This window comes from Pseudomonas sp. SDO5591_S426, from assembly GCF_054070755.1.
Genome location: NZ_JBSVXD010000062.1, coordinates 1 through 22,588 on the forward strand (window position 1 = coordinate 1; position 22,588 = coordinate 22,588).

The following is a 22,588-nucleotide window of genomic DNA, read 5'->3' on the forward strand; positions in this document are numbered from 1 at the left end:
TTAACCCCTTTAGGAGCTGCCGAAGGCTGCGATCTTTTGATTTTAGGAGGAAAAACATGCGTGTCTGGATCGATGCCGACGCCTGCCCCCGGGCGGCCAAGGATCTGGTGGTGAAGTTCGCCCTCAAGCGCCGCTTTGAAGTGGTGCTGGTGGCCGGACAGCCGCAGATCAAGCCGGGGTTGGCGCTGGTTAAGCTGATCGTGGTGCCCAGTGGCCCGGATGCCGCCGATGACTATCTGGTGGAGCACGCGGTCCCTGGTGAATTGGTCATTTGCAGTGATGTGCCGCTGGCCGACCGTCTGGTGAAAAAGGGCGTTGCGGCGCTGGACCCACGGGGCAAGGAATTCGATGCGCAGAACATGGGCGACCGGTTGGCGGTGCGCAACCTGTTCACCGATTTGCGCGAGCAAGGGCAGATGAGCGGCGGCCCGGCGCCGTTTGGCGAGCGCGAGAAGCAGGCGTTTGCCAATGCGCTGGATCGGATCCTGACCCGCTTGTCGCGCAAAGCCTGAAAAGATCGCAGCCTTCGGCAGCTCCTACAGGTGTACGGCAATCCCTTGTAGGAGCTGCCGAAGGCTCGGGCCGCGATCGGACGATCTTTTGATCTTGTTTTTTACTCGTCGTTTTCGTGGGTCAGTTCGAGCACGCGATCTACCAGTTTGTTGATCCCGCCCGCTGCTTCACTGATCGTTTGCGCCAGCATGTACGCCGGGGTGCTTACCAGTTTGCGTGCCTTGTCTTCGACGATGTCGCTGACGGCGCACTCTTTATGAGTAGCGCCCATCTTGTTCAGCGCTGCCGCCGTGTCGGTATCGTTGCCGATGGTGCAGGTAACGCCGGGGCCGTAGATTTTCGCCGCCAGTGCCGGCGAGATGCAGATCAGGCCGACCGGTTTGCCGGCCTCGGCGAACGCTTCGGTCAGGGCCAGGACATCCGGTTGTACGGTGCAACCGGTGCCTTCGATGGCGAAGTTGGAGAGGTTCTTGGCCGAGCCGAAACCGCCGGGAATGATCAGCGCATCGAAGTCTTCGGCGTCTGCTTCGCGGATGTCCTTGATCTCGCCACGGGCGATGCGCGCCGACTCCACCAGCACATTGCGCGACTCGGGCATTTCTTCGCCGGTCAGGTGGTTGATCACGTGCAACTGCGCGATATTCGGTGCGAAACACTGCACCTGCGCGCCACGCTGGTCCAGGCGCAGCAGGGTAATGACGCTCTCGTAGATCTCGGCGCCGTCGTACACGCCACAACCGGAAAGGATCACTGCAACTTTTTTGCTCATGGGCTTTTCTCCAGATTCATGGCGTTAAATGTCCACTAATTTGTCACTCGTTGCCATAGGGTTAATTCGCGGCTACACATAGCATCTGTCCTCAAGATTCCGATCAGGGCGCGTCATGGACTTCATTCTGTATGCGGTGCCGTTTTTCTTTGTGCTGATTGCCGTCGAATTGCTGGCCGACCGTTGGCGCGGGGTCAGCAACTATCGGGTGGCGGACGCGATCAACAGCATCAGCACTGGCGTGCTCTCGACCACCACGGGCCTGCTGACCAAGGGCGTGGGCCTGATGACCTATGCGTTTGCCCTCAAACATCTGGCGCTGTTCGAGCTTTCGGCCAACAGCGTGTGGGTCTGGGTGTTTGCCTTCGTCTTTTATGACTTCTGCTACTACTGGCTGCATCGCATGGGCCACGAGCGCAACATCCTCTGGGCGGCGCATTCTGTGCACCACCAGAGCGAGGACTACAACCTCTCCACGGCGTTGCGCCAGACCAGTACCGGGTTTCTGTTGAGCTGGATTTTCTACCTGCCCATGGCGGTCGTCGGCGTGCCGTTGCTGGTGTTCGTCAGTGTTGCGGCGTTGAACCTGCTGTACCAGTTCTGGGTGCATACGCGGCACATTCCCAAGCTCGGCTGGTTCGAGTGGTTCTTCGTCACGCCATCCAATCATCGGGCCCACCATGCACAGAACGCTCTCTACATGGATCGCAACTACGGCGGGGTGTTCATTATTTGGGACCGTCTGTTCGGCTCGTTCCAGGAAGAAGACGACAACGAACCGGTGATTTTCGGCGTGACCACGCCGCTGGCGAGCTGGAATCCGATATGGGCGAACGTGCAGTTCTACGCGCAGTTGTGGGCGGATGCGCGACGGACGGAAAGCACCTGGGACAAGCTGCGGATCTGGTTCATGCGTACCGGTTGGCGACCGGCGGACGTGGCGGCGAAATACCCGATGAACAAGCCGGATTTGAGCCAGTTCCGCAAATTCGAAGTGCCGCTGGACGGGCGTCAGCAGCTCTACGTGCTGTTGCAGTTCTGCGTCTACATCGCGCTGGGCAGCTATCTGATGAACCTGGAGTCGAGCCTGCCGACCGCCGCCCTGGTGTTGGGCTGGAGTGCAGTGGCGCTGGGATTGTTTGTCTTGGGCGTGGCCCTGGAGAATCGCCCGTGGGCGTTGAAGCTGGAGCTGCTGCGGCTGGCGTCGAATGTGCCGCTGGTGTGGCTGGCGCCGCTGGTTGGGCTGTGGCCGGTCAGCGCGGTGGGCTGGATCGGCCTGCTCAGCTACAGCCTGCTCAGCGGGATCGGTCTCTATTGCTGTAGAAACCGATTCACTCGACTGGCTTAGTTTCGCCGGTCTTGGCCTGTTCGGCCTTCAGGGCTTGCTCATCGGCGTAGATTTGTTTGGCCAGGCGGGCGTTCTTGAAGCGCCGGCGCAGCCACAGGCCCAGGCCGAGGAGCAGAAGGGCGCCGAGGACCCATAGCTCGTATTTCTTGATGCTGCCCAGCATGCCTTCCAGCACCGCGCCAAAGTGATAGGCGGCGGCCGCCAGCGCGGTGGCCCAGATCGCCGCGCCAATCCCGTTGAGCAACAGGTAGCGTCCCGGTGGATAGCCCGACAGGCCGATCGCCACCGGCATCACCGTGCGCAGGCCGTAGACGAAGCGGAAGCTCAGGACCCAGATGTCCGGGTGCTTGCGGATATGTTCCAGCGCCCGGTCACCCATCAACTGCCAACGCGGCTTGCGTGCCAGCAACTTGCGCCCGTGCTTGCGTCCCAGGAAGTACCACAGCTGATCACCGGCATAACTGCCGCAGAACGCCACGACCACCACCAGGTTGATGTCCATGTAACCACGGAACGCGAGGAAGCCCGCGAGCACCAGAATGGTTTCGCCTTCGAAGAATGTGCCGAGGAACAAGGCAAAGTAGCCGAAGTCATGCAGAAATTGTTGGAGCATTGTCTGGGTGCTGGCGAAATGAACGCGCAGCCTAACCCTTCGGACACATTCAGGAAAGTGTCCAAATGTGTCTCGACGTGAACATTTCCTACAACGACAATGGAATGCGGCTACACGTCGCAGTGTGCGCACAACTGTCATCTGTTCGTCATAATGGCCGCTTATAACTGTCACGCTCGCCCGTCTGCGCGGGCTCAGGAGTCTGCCGTGAGCTTTACCCCCGCCAACCGTTTGTTCCCTGCAACCCGCCTGCGCCGTAACCGTCGTGACGATTTCTCGCGTCGACTGGTCCGTGAAAACGTGCTGACCGTCGATGACCTGATCCTGCCGGTGTTTGTGCTGGACGGTGAAAGCCGTCGTGAAGCGGTGGCCTCGATGCCAGGCGTCGAACGGATGACCATCGACCTGTTGCTTGAAGAAGCGGCCAAATGGGTCGAGCTTGGGATTCCGGCGCTGGCACTGTTCCCGGTGACGCCGTCGGAACTGAAGTCGCTGGACGCCGCCGAAGCCTGGAACCCGGAAGGCATCGCCCAACGCGCCACCCGTGCCTTGCGCGCGCAGTTCCCTGAGCTGGGTGTGATCACCGACGTCGCGCTGGACCCGTTCACCACGCACGGTCAGGACGGCATTCTCGACGAAGAAGGCTATGTGCAGAACGACATCACCGTCGACGCACTGGTCAGGCAAGCCTTGTCCCATGCCGAAGCCGGCGCTCAGGTGGTGGCCCCGTCGGACATGATGGACGGCCGCATCCAGGCGATCCGCGAAGCCCTCGAAGTGGCCGGTCACGTCAATGTGCGGATCATGGCTTATTCGGCGAAGTACGCCAGCGCCTATTACGGGCCGTTCCGCGATGCGGTCGGTTCGGCGCTGAACCTGGGCAAGGCCAACAAGGCCTCCTATCAGATGGACCCGGCCAACAGCAACGAAGCCCTGCACGAAGTGGCGGCGGACTTGTCAGAAGGCGCAGACATGGTCATGGTCAAGCCAGGCATGCCATATCTGGACATCCTTTGCCGGGTCAAAGAAGAATTCAAAGTGCCGACTTTTGTTTATCAAGTCAGCGGCGAATACGCCATGCACATGGCGGCGATCCAGAATGGCTGGTTGAGCGAAGGGGTTATCCTCGAATCCCTGACCGCCTTTAAACGTGCAGGCGCTGATGGCATCCTGACGTACTTTGCCGTTCGTGCCGCTCAATTGTTACGAGAGCAAAAATAGCCCTCCCAGGAACATGTGATGAATACCGAAGGACTCGCTGAAGTTGCCGTACAAGACGCTCAACCCGTGGTCGAGCAAATCGCCGAAACCCCGCCGGAGCTGGAGCCTGCTCCACCCGCGGTGGTAGCCGAAGCCGCTGTGGCGGCACCGGCGATTGCCATTCCCGGTCTGGATGACAGCAGCCTGTACATCCACCGCGAGCTGTCGCAACTGCAGTTCAACATCCGCGTGCTGGAACAGGCGCTGGACGAGTCCTATCCATTGCTGGAGCGGCTGAAGTTTCTGCTGATCTTCTCCAGCAACCTGGACGAGTTCTTCGAGATTCGCGTCGCCGGCCTGAAGAAGCAGATCACCTTCGCCCGTGAACAGGCGGGCGCCGATGGCCTGCAACCGCATCAGGCGCTGGCGCGCATCAGCGAACTGGTGCACGGTCACGTTGACCGTCAGTACGCAATCCTCAACGACATTCTGTTGCCGGAACTGGAAAAACATCAGGTCCGCTTCATCCGTCGCCGTAACTGGACGACCAAGCTCAAGACCTGGGTCCGTCGCTATTTCCGCGACGAGATCGCGCCGATCATCACCCCGATCGGTCTCGACCCGACGCACCCGTTCCCGTTGCTGGTGAACAAGAGCCTGAACTTCATCGTCGAGCTCGAAGGCATCGACGCCTTCGGTCGCGATTCGGGTCTGGCGATCATCCCGGCACCGCGCTTGCTGCCGCGCATCATCAAGGTGCCGGAAGAAGTCGGCGGCGCGGGCGATAACTACGTGTTCCTGTCGTCGATGATCCACGCCCACGCCGATGACCTGTTCCAGGGGATGAAAGTCAAGGGCTGCTACCAGTTCCGCCTGACCCGTAACGCCGACCTGGCGCTGGACTCCGAAGACGTCGAAGACTTGGCCCGTGCCCTGCGCGGCGAGCTGTTCTCGCGTCGCTACGGTGATGCGGTGCGGCTTGAAGTGGCCGACACCTGCCCGAAACACCTGTCCGATTACTTGCTCAAGCAGTTCAACCTGAGCGAGACCGAGCTGTATCAGGTCAACGGTCCGGTGAACCTGACGCGGCTGTTCAGCATCACCGGTCTGGATAGCCAGCGTGAACTGCAATACCTGCCGTTCACCCCGCAGATCCCGAAACTGCTGCAAAACAGCGAGAACATTTTCAGCGTGATCAGCAAGCAGGACATCCTGTTGCTGCACCCGTTCGAGTCGTTCACCCCGGTGGTCGACCTGCTGCGCCAGGCCGCCAAGGACCCGCATGTGTTGGCGGTGCGCCAGACGCTTTACCGCTCCGGCGCCAACTCGGAAATCGTCGATGCGCTGGTGGATGCGGCCCGTAACGGCAAGGAGGTCACCGCGGTGATCGAATTGCGTGCCCGGTTCGACGAAGAATCCAACCTGCAACTGGCCAGCCGTCTGCAAGCGGCCGGTGCGGTGGTGATCTACGGCGTGGTCGGCTTCAAGACCCACGCCAAGATGATGCTGATCCTGCGTCGCGAGGCCGGCGAAATCGTGCGTTACGCGCACTTGGGCACGGGTAACTACCACGCCGGCAACGCCCGCCTGTACACCGACTACAGCCTGCTGACCTCCGACGACGCTTTGTGCGAAGACGTCGGCAAACTGTTCAGCCAGTTGATTGGCATGGGTAAAACCCTGCGCATGAAGAAACTGCTGCATGCGCCGTTCACCCTGAAAAAGGGCATGCTCGACATGATTGCCCGCGAGACCCAGTTCGCCCTCGACGGCAAACCGGCGCACATCATCGCCAAGTTCAACTCGCTGACCGATCCGAAGATCATTCGCGCGCTGTACAAGGCCAGCCAGTCGGGCGTGCGCATCGACCTCGTCGTGCGTGGCATGTGCTGCCTGCGACCGGGCATCGCCGGGGTCTCGCACAACATCCACGTGCGTTCGATTATCGGGCGTTTCCTCGAACACACCCGGGTTTTCTACTTCCTCAACGGCGGCGACGAGCAGATGTTCCTGTCCAGTGCCGACTGGATGGAGCGCAACCTCGACAAGCGCGTCGAGACTTGCTTCCCGGTTGAAGGCAAGAAGCTGATCATGCGGGTCAAGAAGGAGCTGGAGTTGTATCTCACGGATAACACCCACAGCTGGAGCCTGCAGTCGGACGGCCGCTACATCCGCAACACGCCGACCGGCAACCAGAACCCGCGTAGTGCTCAGGCTACGTTGCTGGAGCGATTGGGTAGCCCGATTCTGGCTGTGCGTTAACGCCGGCTAGTTGTAAAAAAATGGCGATCCCAAAGGGTCGCCATTTTTGTTTGTGCCATCCCCTGTAGGAGCACAGCTTGCTGGCGATGGTGCCCTCGAGATCGCCATCGCCGGCAAGCCGTGCTCCTGCAGGACCGAGTTCAGCGAACGCTGAGGACGATATCCACCCGGGTCAGCCATTCCGCCTCGATGGCGAAGTCGGCCTGGGTCAGCTGGTTTTCATCCAGCCAGTTTTTCGGGAACACCACTTCCAGATGATTACCCTTGGCGTTGAGTTCTACCTGAGGCATTTGCTGGGTGCCGCGGATGTGGTGGAACAGGATCGCAAAGCGCAGCAGCACGCACAGGCGAATCAGCTTGATGCCGTCATCGTCGAAATCGGCGAACTTGTCCTTGGGGATGTTGCGGCGGTGGCCACGCACCAGCAGTGCGAGCATCAACTGGTCTTCGCGGGAGAAGCCGGCCAGGTCGGAGTGCTCGATCAGGTAAGCGCCGTGCTTGTGATACTGATAGTGAGCGATGTCCAGGCCCACTTCATGGACCTTGGCTGCCCAGCCAAGCAGTTCGCGCCAGACGCCGTCTTCCAGATCCCAATCCTTGGCCACCTGATCGAAGGCATGCAGGGCTTTGCGCTCGACGCGCACGGCCTGTTCCAGATCGACGTGATAACGCTCCATCAGCGAGGTCAGGGTGCGTTCGCGCACGTCTTCGTGGTGATGGCGGCCCAGCAGGTCATACAGCACGCCTTCACGCAGGGCACCTTCGCAGTGATCCATGCGTTGCAGTTCGAGGGAGTCGAAGATCGCTTCGAGAATCGCCAGGCCCGCCGGGAAGATCGCCCGGCGATCAGGCTTGATGCCTTCGAAGTCGATTTTGTCGACATCGCCGAGTTTGATCAGCTTGCGCTTGAGCCAGGCCAGGCCTTCGGCGTTGACTTCGCCACTGCCGTGGCCGCCGGCCTTCAGCGCCAGACCGATGGCGCGGATGGTGCCCGAGGAGCCGATCGCTTCATCCCAGGTCAGGCGGTGCAGGGCGTGTTCGATGCTCATGATCTCCAGCCGCGCCGCGGTGTACGCCTGGGCGTAGCGGGCCGGAGTGATCTTGCCGTCCTTGAAATAACGCTGGGTGTAGCTGACGCAGCCCATTTGCAGGCTCTCGCGCAGCAACGGTTCGAAGCGCTGGCCGATGATGAATTCGGTACTGCCGCCGCCGATGTCGGCCACCAGGCGCTTGCCCGGTGTGTCGGCGAGGGTGTGGGACACGCCGAGGTAAATCAGGCGCGCCTCTTCACGGCCGGAGATGACTTCCACCGGATGGCCGAGGATTTCTTCGGCGCGGTGGATGAATTCAGCGCGGTTACGGGCTTCGCGCAGGGCGTTGGTGCCGACGATCCGTACGGCGCCGAGCGGCATACCGTTGATCAGTTGGGCGAAACGCTTGAGGCAGTCGAGCCCGCGTTGCATCGATTCTTCGCTGAGACGGCGCTCTTCGTCGATGCCGGCGGCCAGCTGAACCTTCTCCCCGAGACGCTCGAGAATACGGATTTCGCCGTTCTGGGCCTTGGCCACGACCATGTGAAAGCTGTTGGAGCCCAGGTCGATTGCGGCGATCAGGGACAGATTCTTGGCTTGGGATTGCGGCATGGTCAGGGGGTCTCGGTCGATAACCTCGACATCGTGCCACGATCAAACGCTGCCGCCAACGCGTAGGAGTGGCGGTGACGCAAATGGCCTCATCGCGGGCAAGCCCGCTCCCACGGGTTTTTGCGTCGAACACTCAATCCTGTCCAACATAGAACCCTGTGGGAGCGGGCTTGCCCGCGATAAGGCCATCACAGGCCCTCAAAACTTTCAGCCCGCCGCTTCGACGGTCCCAATGAAGTTCGCCAACTCCGCCGTCTGCGGATTGGCAAACAAAACCTTCGGATCGCCCACTTCATGCACCTTGCCCATGTGCATGAACACCAACTTATCCCCAACCTCCCGGGCAAAGCGCATTTCGTGGGTCACCATGATCAGCGTCATGCCTTCCTTGGCCAGTTGCCGGACCACGCTCAACACTTCGTTGACCAGCTCCGGGTCCAGCGCCGAGGTGATTTCGTCGCACAGCAATACCTTCGGCGACATCGCCAGAGCGCGGGCAATCGCTACCCGCTGTTGCTGGCCACCGGACAGCCGATCGGGGAACGCGTCGAATTTTTCCCCCAGCCCGACTCGTTCCAGCATCTCTCGCGCCAGCTCGGCGGCTTTGGCTTTCGGGACTTTCTGCACCACTTGCGGCGCAAGCATCACGTTTTCGCCCACGGTCAGGTGCGGGAACAGATTGAACTGCTGAAACACCATCCCGACCTTCTGCCGCAGGCTGCGCAGATCGGCGCGGGCGGCGTCGAGGTATTCGCCGTCGACTTCGATGACGCCGTCGTTGATCGACTCCAGGCCGTTGAGCGTGCGTAACAAGGTGGATTTGCCCGAGCCGCTGCGGCCGATGATCGCTACCACCTGGCCTTCCTCGACGCTCAGGTCGATGCCTTTGAGCACGTGGTGATCGCCGTAGTATTTATGCAGGGCGGAAATTCTAAGCAGAGGCATGCAGTCTCCTTTCCAGGTAGCGCGCACTGAGGGACAAGGGATAACAGAGCAGGAAATAGCCGAGGGCGACGAGGCCGTAGACCATGAACGGTTCGAAGGTGGCATTGGCGAGCATGCCGCCGGTCTTGGTCAGTTCGGTAAAGCCGATGATCGAGGTGACAGCGGTGCCTTTGACCACTTGCACCGAGAAGCCCACGGTCGGCGCCACGGCGATGCGCAGGGCTTGCGGCAGGATCACATAGCGCAGTTGCTCCAGCGGGTTGAGTGCCAGGCTCGACGAGGCTTCCCACTGGCCGTTGGGGATCGAGTCGACGCAACCGCGCCAGATCTCCGCCAGGTAAGCGCTGGTGAACAGCGTCAGGGCGATCGCCGCCGCCATCCACGGCGAAATCTCGATCCCGGCCAGCGCCACACCGAAGAACACCAGAAACAGCTGCATCAACAGCGGCGTGCCCTGGAACAGTTCGATGTAGGTGCGGGCAAAACTGCGCGGCAGGGATTTTTTCGAGATGCGCATGACCATGATCAGCAAACCGATCACGCCACCGCCGATGAACGCCACCAGCGACAGCGCCAGCGTCCATTGCAGGCCCATGAGCAGGTTGCGCACGATGTCCCAGAACGTGAAATCGCTCATCGGCTGCTCCTGGAGATATAGCGCGTTCCGATCCAGTTCAAGAGCTGGCGGATCAACAGGGCCATGCACAAATACAGCAGCGTGGTCAGCGCATAGGTTTCAAAGGCGCGGAAGTTGCGCGATTGAATGAAGTTGGCGGCGAAGCTCAGCTCTTCGGTGGCGATCTGCGAGCAGACTGCCGAGCCGAGCATGACGATGATGATCTGGCTGCTCAGGGCCGGCCAGACCTTGCCCAGCGCTGGCAGCAGCACTACGTGGCGGAAGGCTTCGAAGCGCGTCATCGCCAGTGCCGCCGCGGCTTCCAGCTGACCCCGGGGGATCGCCTGGATACCGGCGCGGATAATTTCGGTGGAATAGGCGCCGAGGTTGATCACCATCGCCAGCACCGCCGCCTGCCATTCGGAAATCTGCACCCCGAGCGACGGCAAGCCGAAGAAGATGAAAAACAACTGCACCAGAAACGGCGTGTTGCGGATCAACTCGACGTAGACCGCGAAAACCCCGGCGAACGGGCGGATATTCCACGCCCGCACCAACGCCCCGACAATGCCCAGCCCCACGCCGAGCACCGCGCCGATGGCCGTCAGCTCAAGGGTGAACAACGCACCGCGCAGCAACAGATCGGTATTGTGTACCACCGGCAAGAAATCGAACTGATAAGCCATAGCGTGTCTCCTGCGCGCCGAATCAGAGATCGGCCGGCAGCGGTTCTTTCAGCCAGGTCAGGGCGTTCTTTTCCAGCGCGCCGTCGCCCTTGGCGGTGACGAGGATCTGGTTGACCTTGTCCAGCAGCGCCGGCTCGTTCTTGTTCACGCCGACGTAGACCGGCGAGTCCTTGAGCTTCACTTTCAGCGCCGGCACGCGTTTCGGGTTCTTCTCGCTGATCGCCACCATCACCACGTTGCCGCTGGCGATCAGGTCGACTTGCCCGGCCAGGTACGCGGCGATGGTCGAGTTGTTGTCTTCGAAACGCTTGATGGTCACGCCTTCGGGGGCGACCTTGGTCAGCTCGATGTCTTCGATGGCGCCGCGGGTGACACTGATGGTCTTGCCCTTGAGGTCGTCCAGGCCCTTGATGTCGGCGTCGGGCGGACCGAACACGGCGAGGTAGAACGGTGCGTAGGCGCGGGAGAAGTCGATGACTTTTTCACGCTCCGGGTTTTTGCCGAGGCTGGAAATCACCAGGTCGACTTTGCCGGTGGTGAGGAACGGGATGCGGTTGGTGCTGTTGACCGGGGTCAGTTCAAGTTTGACCTTGAGCTGGTCGGCCAGCAGTTTGGCGGTGTCGATGTCCAGGCCACGGGGCTTCATGTCCGGGCCGACCGAGCCGAACGGCGGGAAGTCCTGGGGCACGGCGACCTTGAGGACGCCGCGCTTGACCACATCCTCCAGACCGTCGGCGTGGGCGGGTGCCTGGCTCAGCATCAGGCTGGCAAACAGAGCGGCGAGGAGGGCGCTGTAACGCTGGGTCATGGCAAATCTCCGGATCGGCGAGAAGTAATTTCTGCCGATCGACAGAGCATGGGCCATGCCAACATAGGGTTTTGGGGGCGCCAGAGCGCGGTTTTGCTGGCGTCGCACGGTCTTACTGGTCTGAACAGTCAAGTTGTGTTTCGCACCCCGATGGCGCAGCCATGAAAATCTTCGAACCCCCATGGGGCACGACTTGCCGGGCGTCGCGAATAGCTTTACAACTGAGCGCACATTGGCCTGGTTCGTCTGGAAAACCATGAACTCGATCTCCCGCGCCGTACCCGAAGTGGCGCTGCAAGCCATCCGCAAATTGATCACCGAACAAGGCTTCGGGGCGGGGGACGCCTTGCCCTCGCAACGTGACCTGGCGGTGCAATTGGGCGTGAGTCGGGCATCGTTGCGCGAGGCGTTGTCATCGCTGAGTGCGTTGGGCGTGATCAGCATCCAGCCGGGCAAAGGCGTGTTCGTGCAGTCGCCGGTGGAGTTGCCGCGAGGCGAGGCCGCACCGGGCTGGCCGTTCGCGGCGCAGGCTTCGCCGCTGGACATCTTCCAGTTGCGCTATGCGCTGGAGGGGTTCGCCGCGGGGTTGGCGGCCGTGACGTTGAGCACCCATGAGCTCGATGCACTGGAAGACAATGTCGCGGCCATGCGCAACGAACTGAAGGCCGGCGACTTCGAAGCCGCGGCGCGTCTGGACTTCGAATTCCACCGCCGCATTCTTCTGGCCAGCGGTAATCAGGCGATGCTGAGCATCCTCACCGCCAGTGCCGACATCTTCCTGGAGAGCCAGAAGCTACCGTTCATCCGGGCCGAACGGGCCATGGAAACCTGGCAGGAACACCGCAAAATCCTTCGCGCACTGGCGCGCCGGGCATCCGGGGCCGCGCAGAAAGCCATGCATGAACATGTGCGCAATGCCGCGTTGCGCACTGGAATCGCCTTCGTCGCTCCCGCCACGGCGTGACCTGGGCTATACCCAAACTCATGGAACACCATAGCGAGACTCAATCATCTGCACCTTCCTGAACGAGGGAAGGGCAGCTATGATGGGCCACGTTTTTTTGCTTACAACCCTGGAGAATTCCATGAGCAGCGATCTTATCAAACACGTTAGCGACGCTAGCTTCGAGGCCGACGTACTCAAGGCTGAAGGCGCTGTACTGGTCGACTACTGGGCTGAGTGGTGCGGCCCTTGCAAAATGATCGCTCCTGTCCTGGACGAAATTGCCGAGACCTACAAAGGCAAGCTGACCGTTGCCAAACTGAACATCGACGAAAACCAGGAAACCCCGGCCAAGCATGGCGTGCGTGGTATCCCGACCCTGATGTTGTTCAAGAACGGCAACGTTGAAGCGACCAAGGTCGGCGCACTGTCGAAGTCGCAACTGGCGGCTTTCCTCGACGCCAACATCTAAGCGTCGTTGTAGCGTGTCAAAAAAAGGCCCCGCAAATAGCGGGGCCTTTTTCGTTATTGAGGGCTAGACGCTCCGAAACTCAGGTGATACATTCGGCCCCGCACTGGTTTCTCCATTGCCCCCTGCTAGCCGTCGCCGACGCTCTCCTTTTCGAATAAGTACGCGATCCTGTCGCCTTCTCCGCGGCGCGGCCTCATTAAGCCAAAAGCTTAATTTCCCCCCTCCATAAATGATTACGTCATTCCTATATGAATCTGACTGAACTCAAGCAAAAGCCGATTACCGAACTGCTCGAATTGGCCGAACAGATGGGCATAGAAAATATGGCCCGTTCGCGCAAGCAGGACGTGATTTTCTCCCTGCTGAAAAAGCACGCGAAAAGCGGCGAGGAAATCTCCGGTGATGGCGTGCTGGAGATTCTCCAGGACGGCTTCGGCTTCCTCCGCTCTGCAGACGCCTCCTATCTCGCCGGCCCAGACGATATCTACGTCTCGCCAAGCCAGATCCGTCGCTTCAACTTGCGCACCGGTGACACCATCGTTGGCAAGATCCGCCCTCCAAAGGAAGGCGAGCGTTATTTCGCGCTGCTCAAGGTCGACACGATCAACTACGACCGTCCGGAAAACGCGAAAAACAAGATTCTCTTCGAGAACCTGACCCCGCTGTTCCCGACCGTGCGCATGAAGATGGAAGCCGGTAACGGTTCCACCGAAGACTTGACCGGTCGTGTGATCGACCTGTGCGCCCCGATCGGCAAAGGCCAGCGCGGTCTGATCGTTGCACCGCCGAAAGCCGGTAAGACGATCATGCTGCAGAACATCGCCGCGAACATCGCGCGTAACAATCCTGAAGTTCACCTGATCGTGCTGCTGATCGACGAACGTCCGGAAGAAGTAACCGAAATGCAGCGCACTGTGCGCGGCGAAGTGGTTGCCTCGACGTTCGACGAGCCGCCAACCCGCCACGTGCAGGTTGCCGAAATGGTGATCGAGAAGGCCAAGCGCCTGGTCGAACACAAGAAGGACGTGGTGATCCTGCTCGACTCCATCACCCGTCTGGCCCGTGCCTACAACACCGTGATCCCGAGCTCCGGCAAGGTATTGACCGGTGGTGTCGACGCCCACGCCCTGGAGAAACCGAAGCGTTTCTTCGGCGCCGCGCGGAACATCGAAGAAGGCGGCTCGCTGACCATCATCGCTACCGCGCTGGTTGAAACCGGCTCGAAGATGGACGAAGTGATCTACGAAGAATTCAAAGGCACTGGCAACATGGAACTGCCTCTGGATCGCCGTATCGCGGAAAAACGCGTGTTCCCGGCCATCAACATCAACCGTTCCGGCACTCGCCGCGAAGAGTTGCTGACGGCCGACGACGAGTTGCAGCGCATGTGGATCCTGCGCAAGTTGCTGCACCCGATGGACGAAGTCGCTGCCATCGAGTTCCTGGTCGACAAGCTGAAAACGACCAAGACCAACGATGAGTTCTTCCTGTCGATGAAGCGCAAGTAAGTCGAGCAGGCACAAAAAGCCGGGGAAACCCGGCTTTTTGCTATCCGATTTTTGATCAAAGCGGCAGTTCGTGGTTCTGAACCGCAGGGTTCGGCGCTAAACTGCCTGCCCCGAACGCCACGGCCAACACGAGGCTCACGCATGCAGTATCGCGACTTGCGCGACTTTATCAGCGGGCTGGAACAGCGCGGCGAACTCAAGCGCATCCAGGTTCCCGTGTCCCCAGTGCTCGAAATGACCGAGGTCTGCGACCGCACCTTGCGCGCCAAAGGCCCGGCCCTGCTATTCGAAAAGCCAACGGGTTACGACATTCCCGTGCTCGGCAACCTGTTCGGCACCCCCGAGCGTGTAGCCCTGGGCATGGGCGCCGAAGCGGTCAGCGAACTGCGCGAAATCGGCAAGCTGCTGGCGTTCCTCAAGGAGCCCGAGCCGCCGAAGGGGCTGAAAGACGCCTGGTCCAAGCTGCCGATCTTCCGCAAGATCATCTCGATGGCGCCCAAGGTCGTCAAAGATGCGATCTGCCAGGAAGTGGTCATCGAGGGCGACGACGTCGACCTCTCGACGCTGCCGGTGCAGACCTGCTGGCCGGGCGACGTTGCGCCACTGATCACCTGGGGCCTGACCGTCACTAAAGGTCCGAACAAGGACCGGCAGAACCTCGGTATCTACCGTCAGCAAGTGATCGGCCGCAACAAGGTCATCATGCGCTGGCTCAGTCACCGTGGTGGCGCGCTGGACTACCGCGAATGGTGCGAGAAGCATCCCGGCCAGCCGTTCCCGGTAGCCGTGGCGCTGGGCGCCGACCCTGCGACCATTCTCGGTGCCGTGACGCCGGTGCCCGACAGCCTCTCCGAGTACGCCTTCGCCGGCTTGCTGCGCGGCAACCGTACCGAACTGGTGAAGTGCCGCGGCAATGACCTGCAAGTGCCGGCCACCGCCGAGATCATCCTTGAAGGCGTGATCCATCCGGGCGAGATGGCCGATGAAGGTCCGTACGGCGACCACACCGGCTACTACAACGAAGTCGACAGCTTCCCGGTGTTCACCGTCGAGCGCATCACTCACCGGATCAAACCGATCTACCACAGCACCTACACCGGCCGTCCACCGGATGAACCGGCGATTCTCGGTGTGGCGCTGAACGAAGTGTTCGTGCCGATCCTGCAGAAGCAGTTCCCGGAGATCACTGACTTCTACTTGCCGCCCGAAGGCTGCTCGTATCGCATGGCTATCGTGACCATGAAGAAGTCGTATCCGGGGCATGCCAAGCGGGTAATGCTCGGTGTCTGGTCGTTTTTGCGACAGTTCATGTACACCAAGTTCGTTATCGTCACTGACGACGATATCAACGCCCGGGACTGGAACGACGTGATCTGGGCCATCACCACGCGCATGGACCCCAAGCGCGACACGGTGATGATCGAGAACACGCCGATCGACTACCTCGACTTCGCCTCGCCGGTGTCCGGCCTGGGTTCGAAGATGGGGCTCGATGCCACGCATAAATGGCCTGGCGAAACCACGCGCGAGTGGGGCCGGGTGATCGTCAAGGACGACGCCGTGACCCAGCGGATCGATGCCATCTGGAATCAGTTAGGAATAGATTGATGCGTGTAACCTTGCAGCCCTCCGGAGCAGTGCTTGAGATTCTGCCCGGCGAGCGGATTCTCGATGGCGCACGCCGACTGGGCTATGAATGCCCGCAAAGCTGTCGCAACGGCAACTGCCATGTCTGTGCCGCGTTGCTGGTGGAAGGGCGAGTCGAGCAGGCCGGCCATGTGCGTGACCATGGCGAGTTCTACACTTGCATAGCAGAGCCGCTGGAAGACTGCATCGTGCTGTGGGATGGCGTGCTCGCGCTGGGAGAATTGCCGGTGCGCAGTCTGTCGTGTCAGGTCACCAGTTGCACCGATGTCGGCGGTGATACCTGGCGAGTGCGGCTGCGGGCGCCGGCCGGCAAGCCGCCGCGTTACCACGCAGGCCAGTACCTGATGATCCATCGGGACAACGGCGAGAAGTCGTCCTTCTCCCTGGCGTCGGCGCCTTCGGGCGGGCGTGATCTGGAAATTCACGTGCTGGCGCGCGAAGCCAGTGCGATAAACCTGATCAAGCAGCTGCAAGGCAACACGATGGTGCGGATCGACATGCCGTTCGGTGATGCGCATCTGGCCGAGTTGCCCGACGGTCCGTTGGTGCTGATCGCGGCAGGTACCGGCATGGGGCAGGTCCATGGCCTGATCGAACATTGCCGCGCCGAAGGCTTCAAGCATCCTGTGCACCTGTACTGGGGCGTGCGTAGACCTGAAGACTTTTATGAAGTCGAACATTGGGACGAGTGGCTGAAGTTGCCCAATCTGTTCCTGCATAAAGTCGTCAGCGATCAATGCGGGTGGCAGGGGCGCTGCGGCATGTTGCATGAAGCGGTGTGCGAAGACTTTCCCGATCTGAAGACCTTGCACGTCTATGCCAGTGGGTCGCCGGCGATGGTCTATGGCACGCTCGATGCGTTGGTCGAGGCGGGGATGGACGCCCATCAGATGCGCGCCGACGTGTTTGCGTACGCGCCACGATCTTGATCCGCGATCTTTTGACTTTGTCTTGAAAATCAAAAGATCGCAGCCTGCGGCAGCTCCTACGATTTGCACCCTTATACCTCTCTATATAGCCTATCGGTATTTATACAATCGTATAAATGTCGGTAGGTTATATGTCACTCAGGCAATTAATTAATAACTGTGCCATGGCACTTAAATTGCCTTAAAACTTATGTGCCTTATTGTTACAACGGTGCGTTCTATTAAGTAATACTTTGATCGCGGGGAGCTGAACGCTATTCGCCATGAGCGCCATTGAATCTTCGTTTTTGAACCTGGCTTACCCGCCGCAGCTCGATCTGGGGCCGCAGCTCACTCACGAACAATTACTCGGCTCGATGCAATCGACCATGGCTCGCCACAAGGGTGGGCCGGTGTGGCTCTTTGCGTACGGTTCGCTGATCTGGCGCCCCGAGTGCACCGCGGTCGAGCGCGTTCGCGGACGGGTGCACGGCTATCATCGCGGATTGTATTTGTGGTCCCACGAACATCGCGGCACCCCGGAAATGCCGGGGCTGGTGTTCGGTCTGGATCGCGGCGGTTCATGCAGTGGTTTTGCCTACCGCTTGCCGGAAGAGCAACTGGACGCTTCGTTGTATGCGCTCTGGAAGCGGGAAATGCCATTTCCATCCTATCGCCCACACTGGCTCAATTGCCGGCTCGAAGACGGCACCCAGGTTCAGGCATTGGGATTTGTTCTGGAGCGGCACTTGCCCAGCTATGCCGGCAACTTGCCGGATCACGTGCTGAGCCACGTGTTCGAAAACGCTTGCGGGCGTTACGGCACCACTCGCGATTATGTCGAGCAGACCGCACACGCCCTGCGTAGCCACGCCATGCCAGATCGAAATCTGGAGGCGCGGCTCAAGCGCTGCAAATCAAAGGCTGATCAGGCGATAGCTTCGCGGCTCTGACTGGCGACTTGCTTGTGCCACAGCGTTGGCGCAAGGAAGGCCATCGCCAGCAGGCACGCACCGATCAGCAAGACGAAACCGCCGTCCCAGCCGAAATGGTCCACGGTGTAGCCCATCGCTGCACTGGCCGCGACCGAACCACCCAGATAACCGAACAGACCGGTGAAGCCCGCAGCCGTACCGGCGGCTTTCTTCGGTGCCAGCTCCAGCGCCTGCAAACCGATCAGCATTACCGGGCCGTAGATGAGGAAGCCGATGGACACCAGCGCGATCATGTCGACGGTCGGGTTACCGGCCGGGTTGAGCCAGTACACCAGCGTCGCCACAGTCACCAGCGCCATGAACACCATGCCGGTCAGGCCACGGTTGCCACGGAAGATCTTGTCCGACATCCAGCCGCACAGCAGCGTGCCCGGAATACCCGCCCACTCGTAGAAGAAATACGCCCAGGACGTCTTGTCCACAGTGAAGCCCTTGGCTTCTTTCAGGTAGGTAGGTGCCCAGTCCAGAACGCCATAGCGCAGTAGGTAGACAAAGACGTTGGCGAGGGCGATGTACCAGAGCATTTTGTTGCGCAGCACGTATTTGACGAAGATTTCCTTGGCGCTGAATTCTTCTTCGTGGCTGGCGTCGTAGCCTTCCGGATAGTCGTTCTTGTACTTCTCGATCGGCGGCAGGCCAACCGATTGCGGGGTATCGCGCATGGTGATGAAGGCAAACACCGCGACCGCCATGGCCACCGCCGCCGGCACGTAAAACGCGGCGTGCCAGTCGTTGAACAGGCCCATGCCGATCAGGAACAGCGGGCCGATCAGGCCACCGCCGACGTTATGCGCCACGTTCCATAGCGACACCACGCCACCGCGTTCCTTCTGCGACCACCAGTGAACCATGGTCCGTCCACTTGGCGGCCATCCCATGCCCTGTGCCCAGCCATTGATGAACAGCAGGATGAACATGATGGTCACGCTGGACGTTGCCCAATGCGCGAAACCGAAAACGAACATCACGGCAGCCGAAACCATCAGGCCGAACGGCAGGAAGAAGCGTGGGTTGGAACGGTCGGAAACGATCCCCATCAGGAATTTGGACAGGCCATAGGCAATGGCAATCGCCGACAGCGCCACGCCCAGTTCACCGCGGGTGTAGCCCTCTTCGATCAGGTAAGGCATGGCCAGGGAGAAGTTTTTGCGCAGCAGGTAGTAACCCGCGTAGCCGATAAAGATACCGGCGAAGATTTGCCAGCGCAGGCGGCGGTAGGTGCTGTCTATTTTCTCTTCAGGCAGTGGAGCCTGATGTGCGGCAGGACGAAAGAAAGCAAACATTCAAGAGCTCCAGATTTCTTGTTTTGACTGCGGATGCGAATGTTACAGTTTCATTACCGAAAATAGCATCGCTTCTCATCAGCAAAACAGCGGAAATGTTGGAAAGCGAGCGTTCCTTTATGAACATGTCGCTCAGATGTAAATGAAGGGCGTTGTAGGAAACGTTAACCGTTTCCGTTTTTATGCCGCTGATCCGTCCGAAGTAGGGCAGGTCTTTGGGAAATGTCCTGCGCGTTTACCGGAAGTCGTGATCTACAGCTCAAGGGCGTCAATCTGTAGCCTTTGCGTTGCTGCCAAGGTCTGGCATTTAGTTACGAAAGGGAGGGGTTATGCGGTGGTTCGCGTTGATGTTCATGTTGGTGGTTGCTGGCGTTCGGGCTGAGGAGTTCTTGCTGATCCCGGAACACAATCCCCGGCCCATTTATCCATTGGCGTTGCAAAGGGCTGGGGTCATCGGGGATGTACGGGTCAGGTTTTCGGTCAGTGCCGATGGTTCGGTCAGCAAGGTGAGCATCCTGCAAAGCGATCACCCCGACCTGGCTGAAGCGACGAGGGATGCGATATCTCAGTGGCGGTTCAAGTCGTGGGCGGTTGAAGGCGACAAGCCCGCCGAGCAGGAAGTGATCGCCCCGATGCAGTTTCGGTTTGACTCGACCTTGCCGATCCACACCAATCAATGGCTCAAAGAATTGAGATGTCGCGATCTCAACGAAGTCTTTATTCACACCGCCGAGCAATCGTGGGTTGATTCTGCTGTGTTCCACTACACCCGTGCCTATCTGTCGAACTCGATCTCTACGACAGCATTGTCGAATGAGCGACGTCTTGAACTGATAGCCAAGATGAACAGGAAAGTGCCGTTTATTGTCAGGCAATGCCTGAACAACCCGGTTTCCCGGTATGTGAGGTATTTGCCCGAGGATATTCGCAAGCTGCTTTAGTTGTGGGTGGGTCTGGACAACGTTGGTTGAAGTCCAGACCTCTTGGAGTGCTCAGCGAACCTGAACCACCACCTTCCCGACCGCCTTGCGCTGGCCCAGATCATTGATCGCCTGCGCAGCATTGCTCAGTGGATAAACCTGAGACACCAGCGGCTTCAACTTGCCTTCGGCAAACCAGCCAAACAGTTGCTGGAAGTTTGCGGCGTTGTCCTGCGGTTGGCGCTGGGCGAAGGAGCCCCAGAACACGCCGAGTACCGCTGCGCCTTTGAGCAGTGCCAGGTTCACCGGCAGTTCGGGGATGCGCCCGCTGGCGAAGCCGACCACCAGCAAGCGGCCGTTCCAGGCGATGGCGCGGATGGCCTGGTCGAACAGATCGCCGCCTACCGGGTCGTAGATCACGTCGGCGCCCTGGCCGTCGGTCAGGCGTTTGATTTCGTCCTTGAGGCTGGTTTCGCTGTAGTTGATCAGTTCATCGGCACCCGCAGCCTTGGCCACGGCGAGTTTTTCAGCACTGCTGGCGGCGGCGATTACGCGGGCGCCCATGGCTTTGCCGATTTCCACGGCGGCGAGACCGACGCCACCGGAAGCACCGAGCACCAGCAGGGTTTCGCCCGGTTGCAGGTTGCCGCGCTGCTTGAGGGCGTGCATCGAGGTGCCGTAGGTCATGCTGAATGCGGCCGCGGTGTTGAAGTCCATGGACGGCGGGATTGGCAGCACGTTGTAACCCGGCACGGCGACCTGTTCGGCGAAGCTGCCCCAGCCTGTGAGGGCCATGACCCGGTCGCCGACTTTCAGGTGGCTGACCTTTTCACCCACTTCGCGGACCACACCGGCCGCTTCGCCGCCCGGGGAAAACGGGAAGGGCGGCTTGAACTGGTACTTGCCCTCGATGATCAGCGTGTCGGGGAAGTTGACCCCGGCGGCATGCACGTCCAGCAGGATTTCGTTCTTCTTCGCGACAGGACTGGCGACGTCTTCCAGCACCAGCGATTCGGCAGGGCCGAAGGCTTTGCACAGCACGGCTTTCATCAGGGCTATTCCTTTGGGAGTGATGGCCGATAAGTGTAGGTGTGTGAGTCGACGGGTCAACGAGCATGCCCGGCCCTGATAGTCAGCCATAAGCTTGTGCTTGCGCGGCGGGTCGTTATGCTAGGCCGCAAACCGGATAAGGAGCGAATTGTGAAAGCGTGGATCATGTTGATGCTGGCCCTGTCTCTGCCTGTGGCAGCGGTGGCCGAAGAAGCCAAAGAAGATGCGTCACCCAAGGTCAATTACATCACCCTGAGCCCGCCGTTCGTGGGCAACTACGGGCTGGACGGTACGCAGAAGCTCAAAGTCTACAAGGCCGACGTGGCATTGCGGGTGACCGGTGACGAGGCGACCAAAGCGGTCAAGGCCAACGAACCGCTGATTCGCAATCAGCTGGTGGCGCTGTTTGCCCAACAGACCACCGAGACGATGAACAACGTCGAGGCCAAGGAGAAGCTGCGTCAGGAAGCGTTGAAGCAGACCCAGCAGATCTTGAATGATGAAACCGGCAAGCCGGTGGTTGAGGATTTGTTGTTCAATAACCTGATTATCCAGTAATGCTGGATCCTGTAGGAGCAAAGCTTGCTCGCGATAGCGCACTCAAGATCGCCATCGCCGGCAAGCCGTGCTCCTACAGGAGCGCAACCACCGCCGCCCACTGCTCCGCCGTCACCGGCATCACCGACAGCCGCGAGCCCTTCTGCACCAACGGCATCTCGGCCAGCGCCGTCTGCTGCTTTAAATAATCCAGCTTCAACACCCTGGAAAACGTCTCGACATGGGCGACATCAATCGCGCTCCAGGCGTTTTTGTCCGTCGTTGCCTTCGGGTCGAAGTAATGACTCTCAGGCTCCAGCGCCGTCGGGTCCGGATACGCGGCTTCGACAATCTTGCCGATTCCGGCAATCCCCGGCTCCGGGCAGCTGGAGTGATAGAAGAAAAACTCGTCCCCGACCGCCATGGCTCGCAGGAAGTTTCGCGCCTGATAGTTGCGAACCCCGTCCCAGCGCGCTTTGCCCAGCTTCTCCAGGCCTTTGATCGAGAGTTCATCGGGCTCGGATTTCATCAGCCAATAGGCCATGCTTTTTGCTCCTTGCGAAGTGAGTGGGCAGGTTGTCCGGCAATTTTATGACAAACCGACAGTCGGTTGACGCCAGCATTTGCGTGCCGGTTCACGTTGCCGCAAAATGCCGGCCTTTAAAGCTTGACGCTGCTGCACGGCCTACAAAACGGAAACCGCTGCTGTCATCGTGTTGATATGCCTTTGGGGGGCAGTCGATGAAACGCAAACCGGATTTACTATGGATTTTGGTCATTTTGTTCGGCCTCGGCGTCGTGACCACTGGCTATGCCCAAAGCCTGTGGGCCAACAAGGCCGATGCACCGGTCGAAGTGGCTCAGTTGCAGCAACAGTCGACAGCGTTCAAACGCTAAACCTGTCTTTCGATGCCGCTGAGTC

Annotated in this window: 23 protein-coding genes; 13 read left to right on the top strand and 10 right to left on the bottom strand. The window is 60.0% G+C overall.

Translation table 11 applies throughout. The features are described 5' to 3' along the window. Nucleotides 1–56: 56 nt before the first annotated feature. Complete coding sequence (locus tag ACW9JC_RS14495; protein ID WP_448109743.1) at nt 57–512, top strand: YaiI/YqxD family protein; 456 nt, start codon at nt 57–59, stop codon at nt 510–512. 101 nt (nt 513–613) lie between these two features. On the opposite strand, the gene elbB is transcribed toward ACW9JC_RS14495, so the two are convergent. Beyond that, a complete protein-coding gene (gene elbB, locus ACW9JC_RS14500; protein WP_448109742.1) occupies nt 614–1,282 on the bottom strand; it encodes an isoprenoid biosynthesis glyoxalase ElbB in 669 nt (222 codons plus the stop codon). A gap of 115 nt (nt 1,283–1,397) precedes the next feature. On the opposite strand from elbB, the gene ACW9JC_RS14505 reads away from it, so the two are divergent. Further along, on the top strand, nt 1,398–2,630 hold the full coding sequence (locus tag ACW9JC_RS14505; RefSeq protein WP_457455581.1) for a sterol desaturase family protein: 1,233 nt from the start codon (nt 1,398–1,400) through the stop codon (nt 2,628–2,630). Here the strand turns inward: ACW9JC_RS14505 and ACW9JC_RS14510 are convergent. Next, nucleotides 2,614–3,243 (bottom strand): DedA family protein, encoded by a 630-nt coding sequence (locus ACW9JC_RS14510; protein WP_448109740.1) that lies wholly within the window; start codon nt 3,241–3,243, stop codon nt 2,614–2,616. The two genes, ACW9JC_RS14505 and ACW9JC_RS14510, sit on opposite strands and share 17 nt — an antisense overlap. A 207-nt stretch (nt 3,244–3,450) precedes the next feature. Here ACW9JC_RS14510 and hemB point away from each other — a divergent pair, with 207 nt between their 5' ends. Together hemB and ppk1 are read left to right on the top strand one after the other, a co-directional pair. After that, a complete protein-coding gene (gene hemB / locus ACW9JC_RS14515) occupies nt 3,451–4,464 on the top strand; it encodes a porphobilinogen synthase (RefSeq protein ID WP_457455583.1) in 1,014 nt (337 codons plus the stop codon). A gap of 18 nt (nt 4,465–4,482) precedes the next feature. Further along, entirely contained in the window at nt 4,483–6,705 is a 2,223-nt protein-coding gene (ppk1, locus tag ACW9JC_RS14520; protein WP_457455585.1) for a polyphosphate kinase 1, read from the top strand. A gap of 140 nt (nt 6,706–6,845) precedes the next feature. Here the strand turns inward: ppk1 and ppx are convergent, their stop codons facing one another. From ppx to ACW9JC_RS14545, 5 genes are all read right to left on the bottom strand, one after another. Continuing rightward, nucleotides 6,846–8,348, bottom strand: coding sequence for an exopolyphosphatase (gene ppx / locus ACW9JC_RS14525; protein WP_457455587.1), 1,503 nt, complete (start codon nt 8,346–8,348; stop codon nt 6,846–6,848). 207 nt (nt 8,349–8,555) lie between these two features. Further along, nucleotides 8,556–9,293, bottom strand: a complete 738-nt coding sequence (locus ACW9JC_RS14530; RefSeq protein ID WP_416129549.1) for an amino acid ABC transporter ATP-binding protein — start codon at nt 9,291–9,293, stop codon at nt 8,556–8,558. After that, nucleotides 9,280–9,930, bottom strand: a complete 651-nt coding sequence (locus ACW9JC_RS14535; protein WP_457455589.1) for an amino acid ABC transporter permease — start codon at nt 9,928–9,930, stop codon at nt 9,280–9,282. Before ACW9JC_RS14535 ends, ACW9JC_RS14530 begins: the two co-directional genes overlap by 14 nt. Further along, complete coding sequence (locus tag ACW9JC_RS14540; RefSeq protein ID WP_338583790.1) at nt 9,927–10,595, bottom strand: amino acid ABC transporter permease; 669 nt, start codon at nt 10,593–10,595, stop codon at nt 9,927–9,929. Before ACW9JC_RS14540 ends, ACW9JC_RS14535 begins: the two co-directional genes overlap by 4 nt. Nucleotides 10,596–10,617: 22 nt before the next feature. Further along, nucleotides 10,618–11,403 (bottom strand): transporter substrate-binding domain-containing protein, encoded by a 786-nt coding sequence (locus tag ACW9JC_RS14545; RefSeq protein WP_338583789.1) that lies wholly within the window; start codon nt 11,401–11,403, stop codon nt 10,618–10,620. A 256-nt stretch (nt 11,404–11,659) separates the two neighbouring features. On the opposite strand from ACW9JC_RS14545, the gene ACW9JC_RS14550 reads away from it, so the two are divergent. The 6 genes from ACW9JC_RS14550 to ACW9JC_RS14575 all read left to right on the top strand — a co-directional run bounded on the left by ACW9JC_RS14550 (nt 11,660) and on the right by ACW9JC_RS14575 (nt 17,834). Continuing rightward, a complete protein-coding gene (locus ACW9JC_RS14550; RefSeq protein WP_457455592.1) occupies nt 11,660–12,367 on the top strand; it encodes a FadR/GntR family transcriptional regulator in 708 nt (235 codons plus the stop codon). Nucleotides 12,368–12,488: 121 nt separating this feature from the next. Next, nucleotides 12,489–12,818 carry a thioredoxin TrxA gene (trxA, locus tag ACW9JC_RS14555; RefSeq protein WP_003206727.1) on the top strand — a complete coding sequence of 110 codons (330 nt, stop codon included), beginning with the start codon at nt 12,489–12,491 and terminating at the stop codon, nt 12,816–12,818. Between the two features lie 248 nt (nt 12,819–13,066). Further along, nucleotides 13,067–14,326 (top strand): transcription termination factor Rho, encoded by a 1,260-nt coding sequence (rho, locus tag ACW9JC_RS14560; RefSeq protein WP_046039047.1) that lies wholly within the window; start codon nt 13,067–13,069, stop codon nt 14,324–14,326. A gap of 141 nt (nt 14,327–14,467) precedes the next feature. Continuing rightward, the gene (gene ubiD / locus ACW9JC_RS14565; protein WP_338583787.1) at nt 14,468–15,934 is read left to right on the top strand and encodes a 4-hydroxy-3-polyprenylbenzoate decarboxylase; all 1,467 of its coding nucleotides are present in this window, start codon (nt 14,468–14,470) and stop codon (nt 15,932–15,934) included. Further along, nucleotides 15,934–16,902 carry a CDP-6-deoxy-delta-3,4-glucoseen reductase gene (locus ACW9JC_RS14570; protein ID WP_338583786.1) on the top strand — a complete coding sequence of 323 codons (969 nt, stop codon included), beginning with the start codon at nt 15,934–15,936 and terminating at the stop codon, nt 16,900–16,902. Before ubiD ends, ACW9JC_RS14570 begins: the two co-directional genes overlap by 1 nt. A gap of 263 nt (nt 16,903–17,165) precedes the next feature. Beyond that, nucleotides 17,166–17,834, top strand: coding sequence for a gamma-glutamylcyclotransferase (locus tag ACW9JC_RS14575; protein WP_338583785.1), 669 nt, complete (start codon nt 17,166–17,168; stop codon nt 17,832–17,834). Here ACW9JC_RS14575 and glpT read toward each other — a convergent pair. Next, complete coding sequence (glpT, locus tag ACW9JC_RS14580) at nt 17,810–19,159, bottom strand: glycerol-3-phosphate transporter (RefSeq protein WP_448109733.1); 1,350 nt, start codon at nt 19,157–19,159, stop codon at nt 17,810–17,812. The genes ACW9JC_RS14575 and glpT overlap by 25 nt on opposite strands. A 329-nt stretch (nt 19,160–19,488) precedes the next feature. On the opposite strand from glpT, the gene ACW9JC_RS14585 reads away from it, so the two are divergent. After that, nucleotides 19,489–20,100 (top strand): energy transducer TonB, encoded by a 612-nt coding sequence (locus ACW9JC_RS14585; protein ID WP_457455596.1) that lies wholly within the window; start codon nt 19,489–19,491, stop codon nt 20,098–20,100. Between the two features lie 51 nt (nt 20,101–20,151). On the opposite strand, the gene ACW9JC_RS14590 is transcribed toward ACW9JC_RS14585, so the two are convergent. Continuing rightward, entirely contained in the window at nt 20,152–21,129 is a 978-nt protein-coding gene (locus ACW9JC_RS14590) for an NADPH:quinone oxidoreductase family protein (protein ID WP_448109731.1), read from the bottom strand. Nucleotides 21,130–21,279: 150 nt separating this feature from the next. Between ACW9JC_RS14590 and ACW9JC_RS14595 the strand changes: the two genes are divergently transcribed. After that, nucleotides 21,280–21,687, top strand: a complete 408-nt coding sequence (locus ACW9JC_RS14595; RefSeq protein ID WP_457455599.1) for a flagellar basal body-associated protein FliL — start codon at nt 21,280–21,282, stop codon at nt 21,685–21,687. A 73-nt stretch (nt 21,688–21,760) separates the two neighbouring features. Here the strand turns inward: ACW9JC_RS14595 and ACW9JC_RS14600 are convergent, their stop codons facing one another. Further along, nucleotides 21,761–22,210 (bottom strand): EVE domain-containing protein, encoded by a 450-nt coding sequence (locus ACW9JC_RS14600; protein ID WP_457455601.1) that lies wholly within the window; start codon nt 22,208–22,210, stop codon nt 21,761–21,763. 197 nt (nt 22,211–22,407) lie between these two features. On the opposite strand from ACW9JC_RS14600, the gene ACW9JC_RS14605 reads away from it, so the two are divergent. Then, nucleotides 22,408–22,563: a hypothetical protein gene (locus ACW9JC_RS14605; RefSeq protein ID WP_457455603.1), complete on the top strand. Its 156-nt coding sequence runs from the start codon at nt 22,408–22,410 to the stop codon at nt 22,561–22,563. Nucleotides 22,564–22,588: the final 25 nt, after the last annotated feature.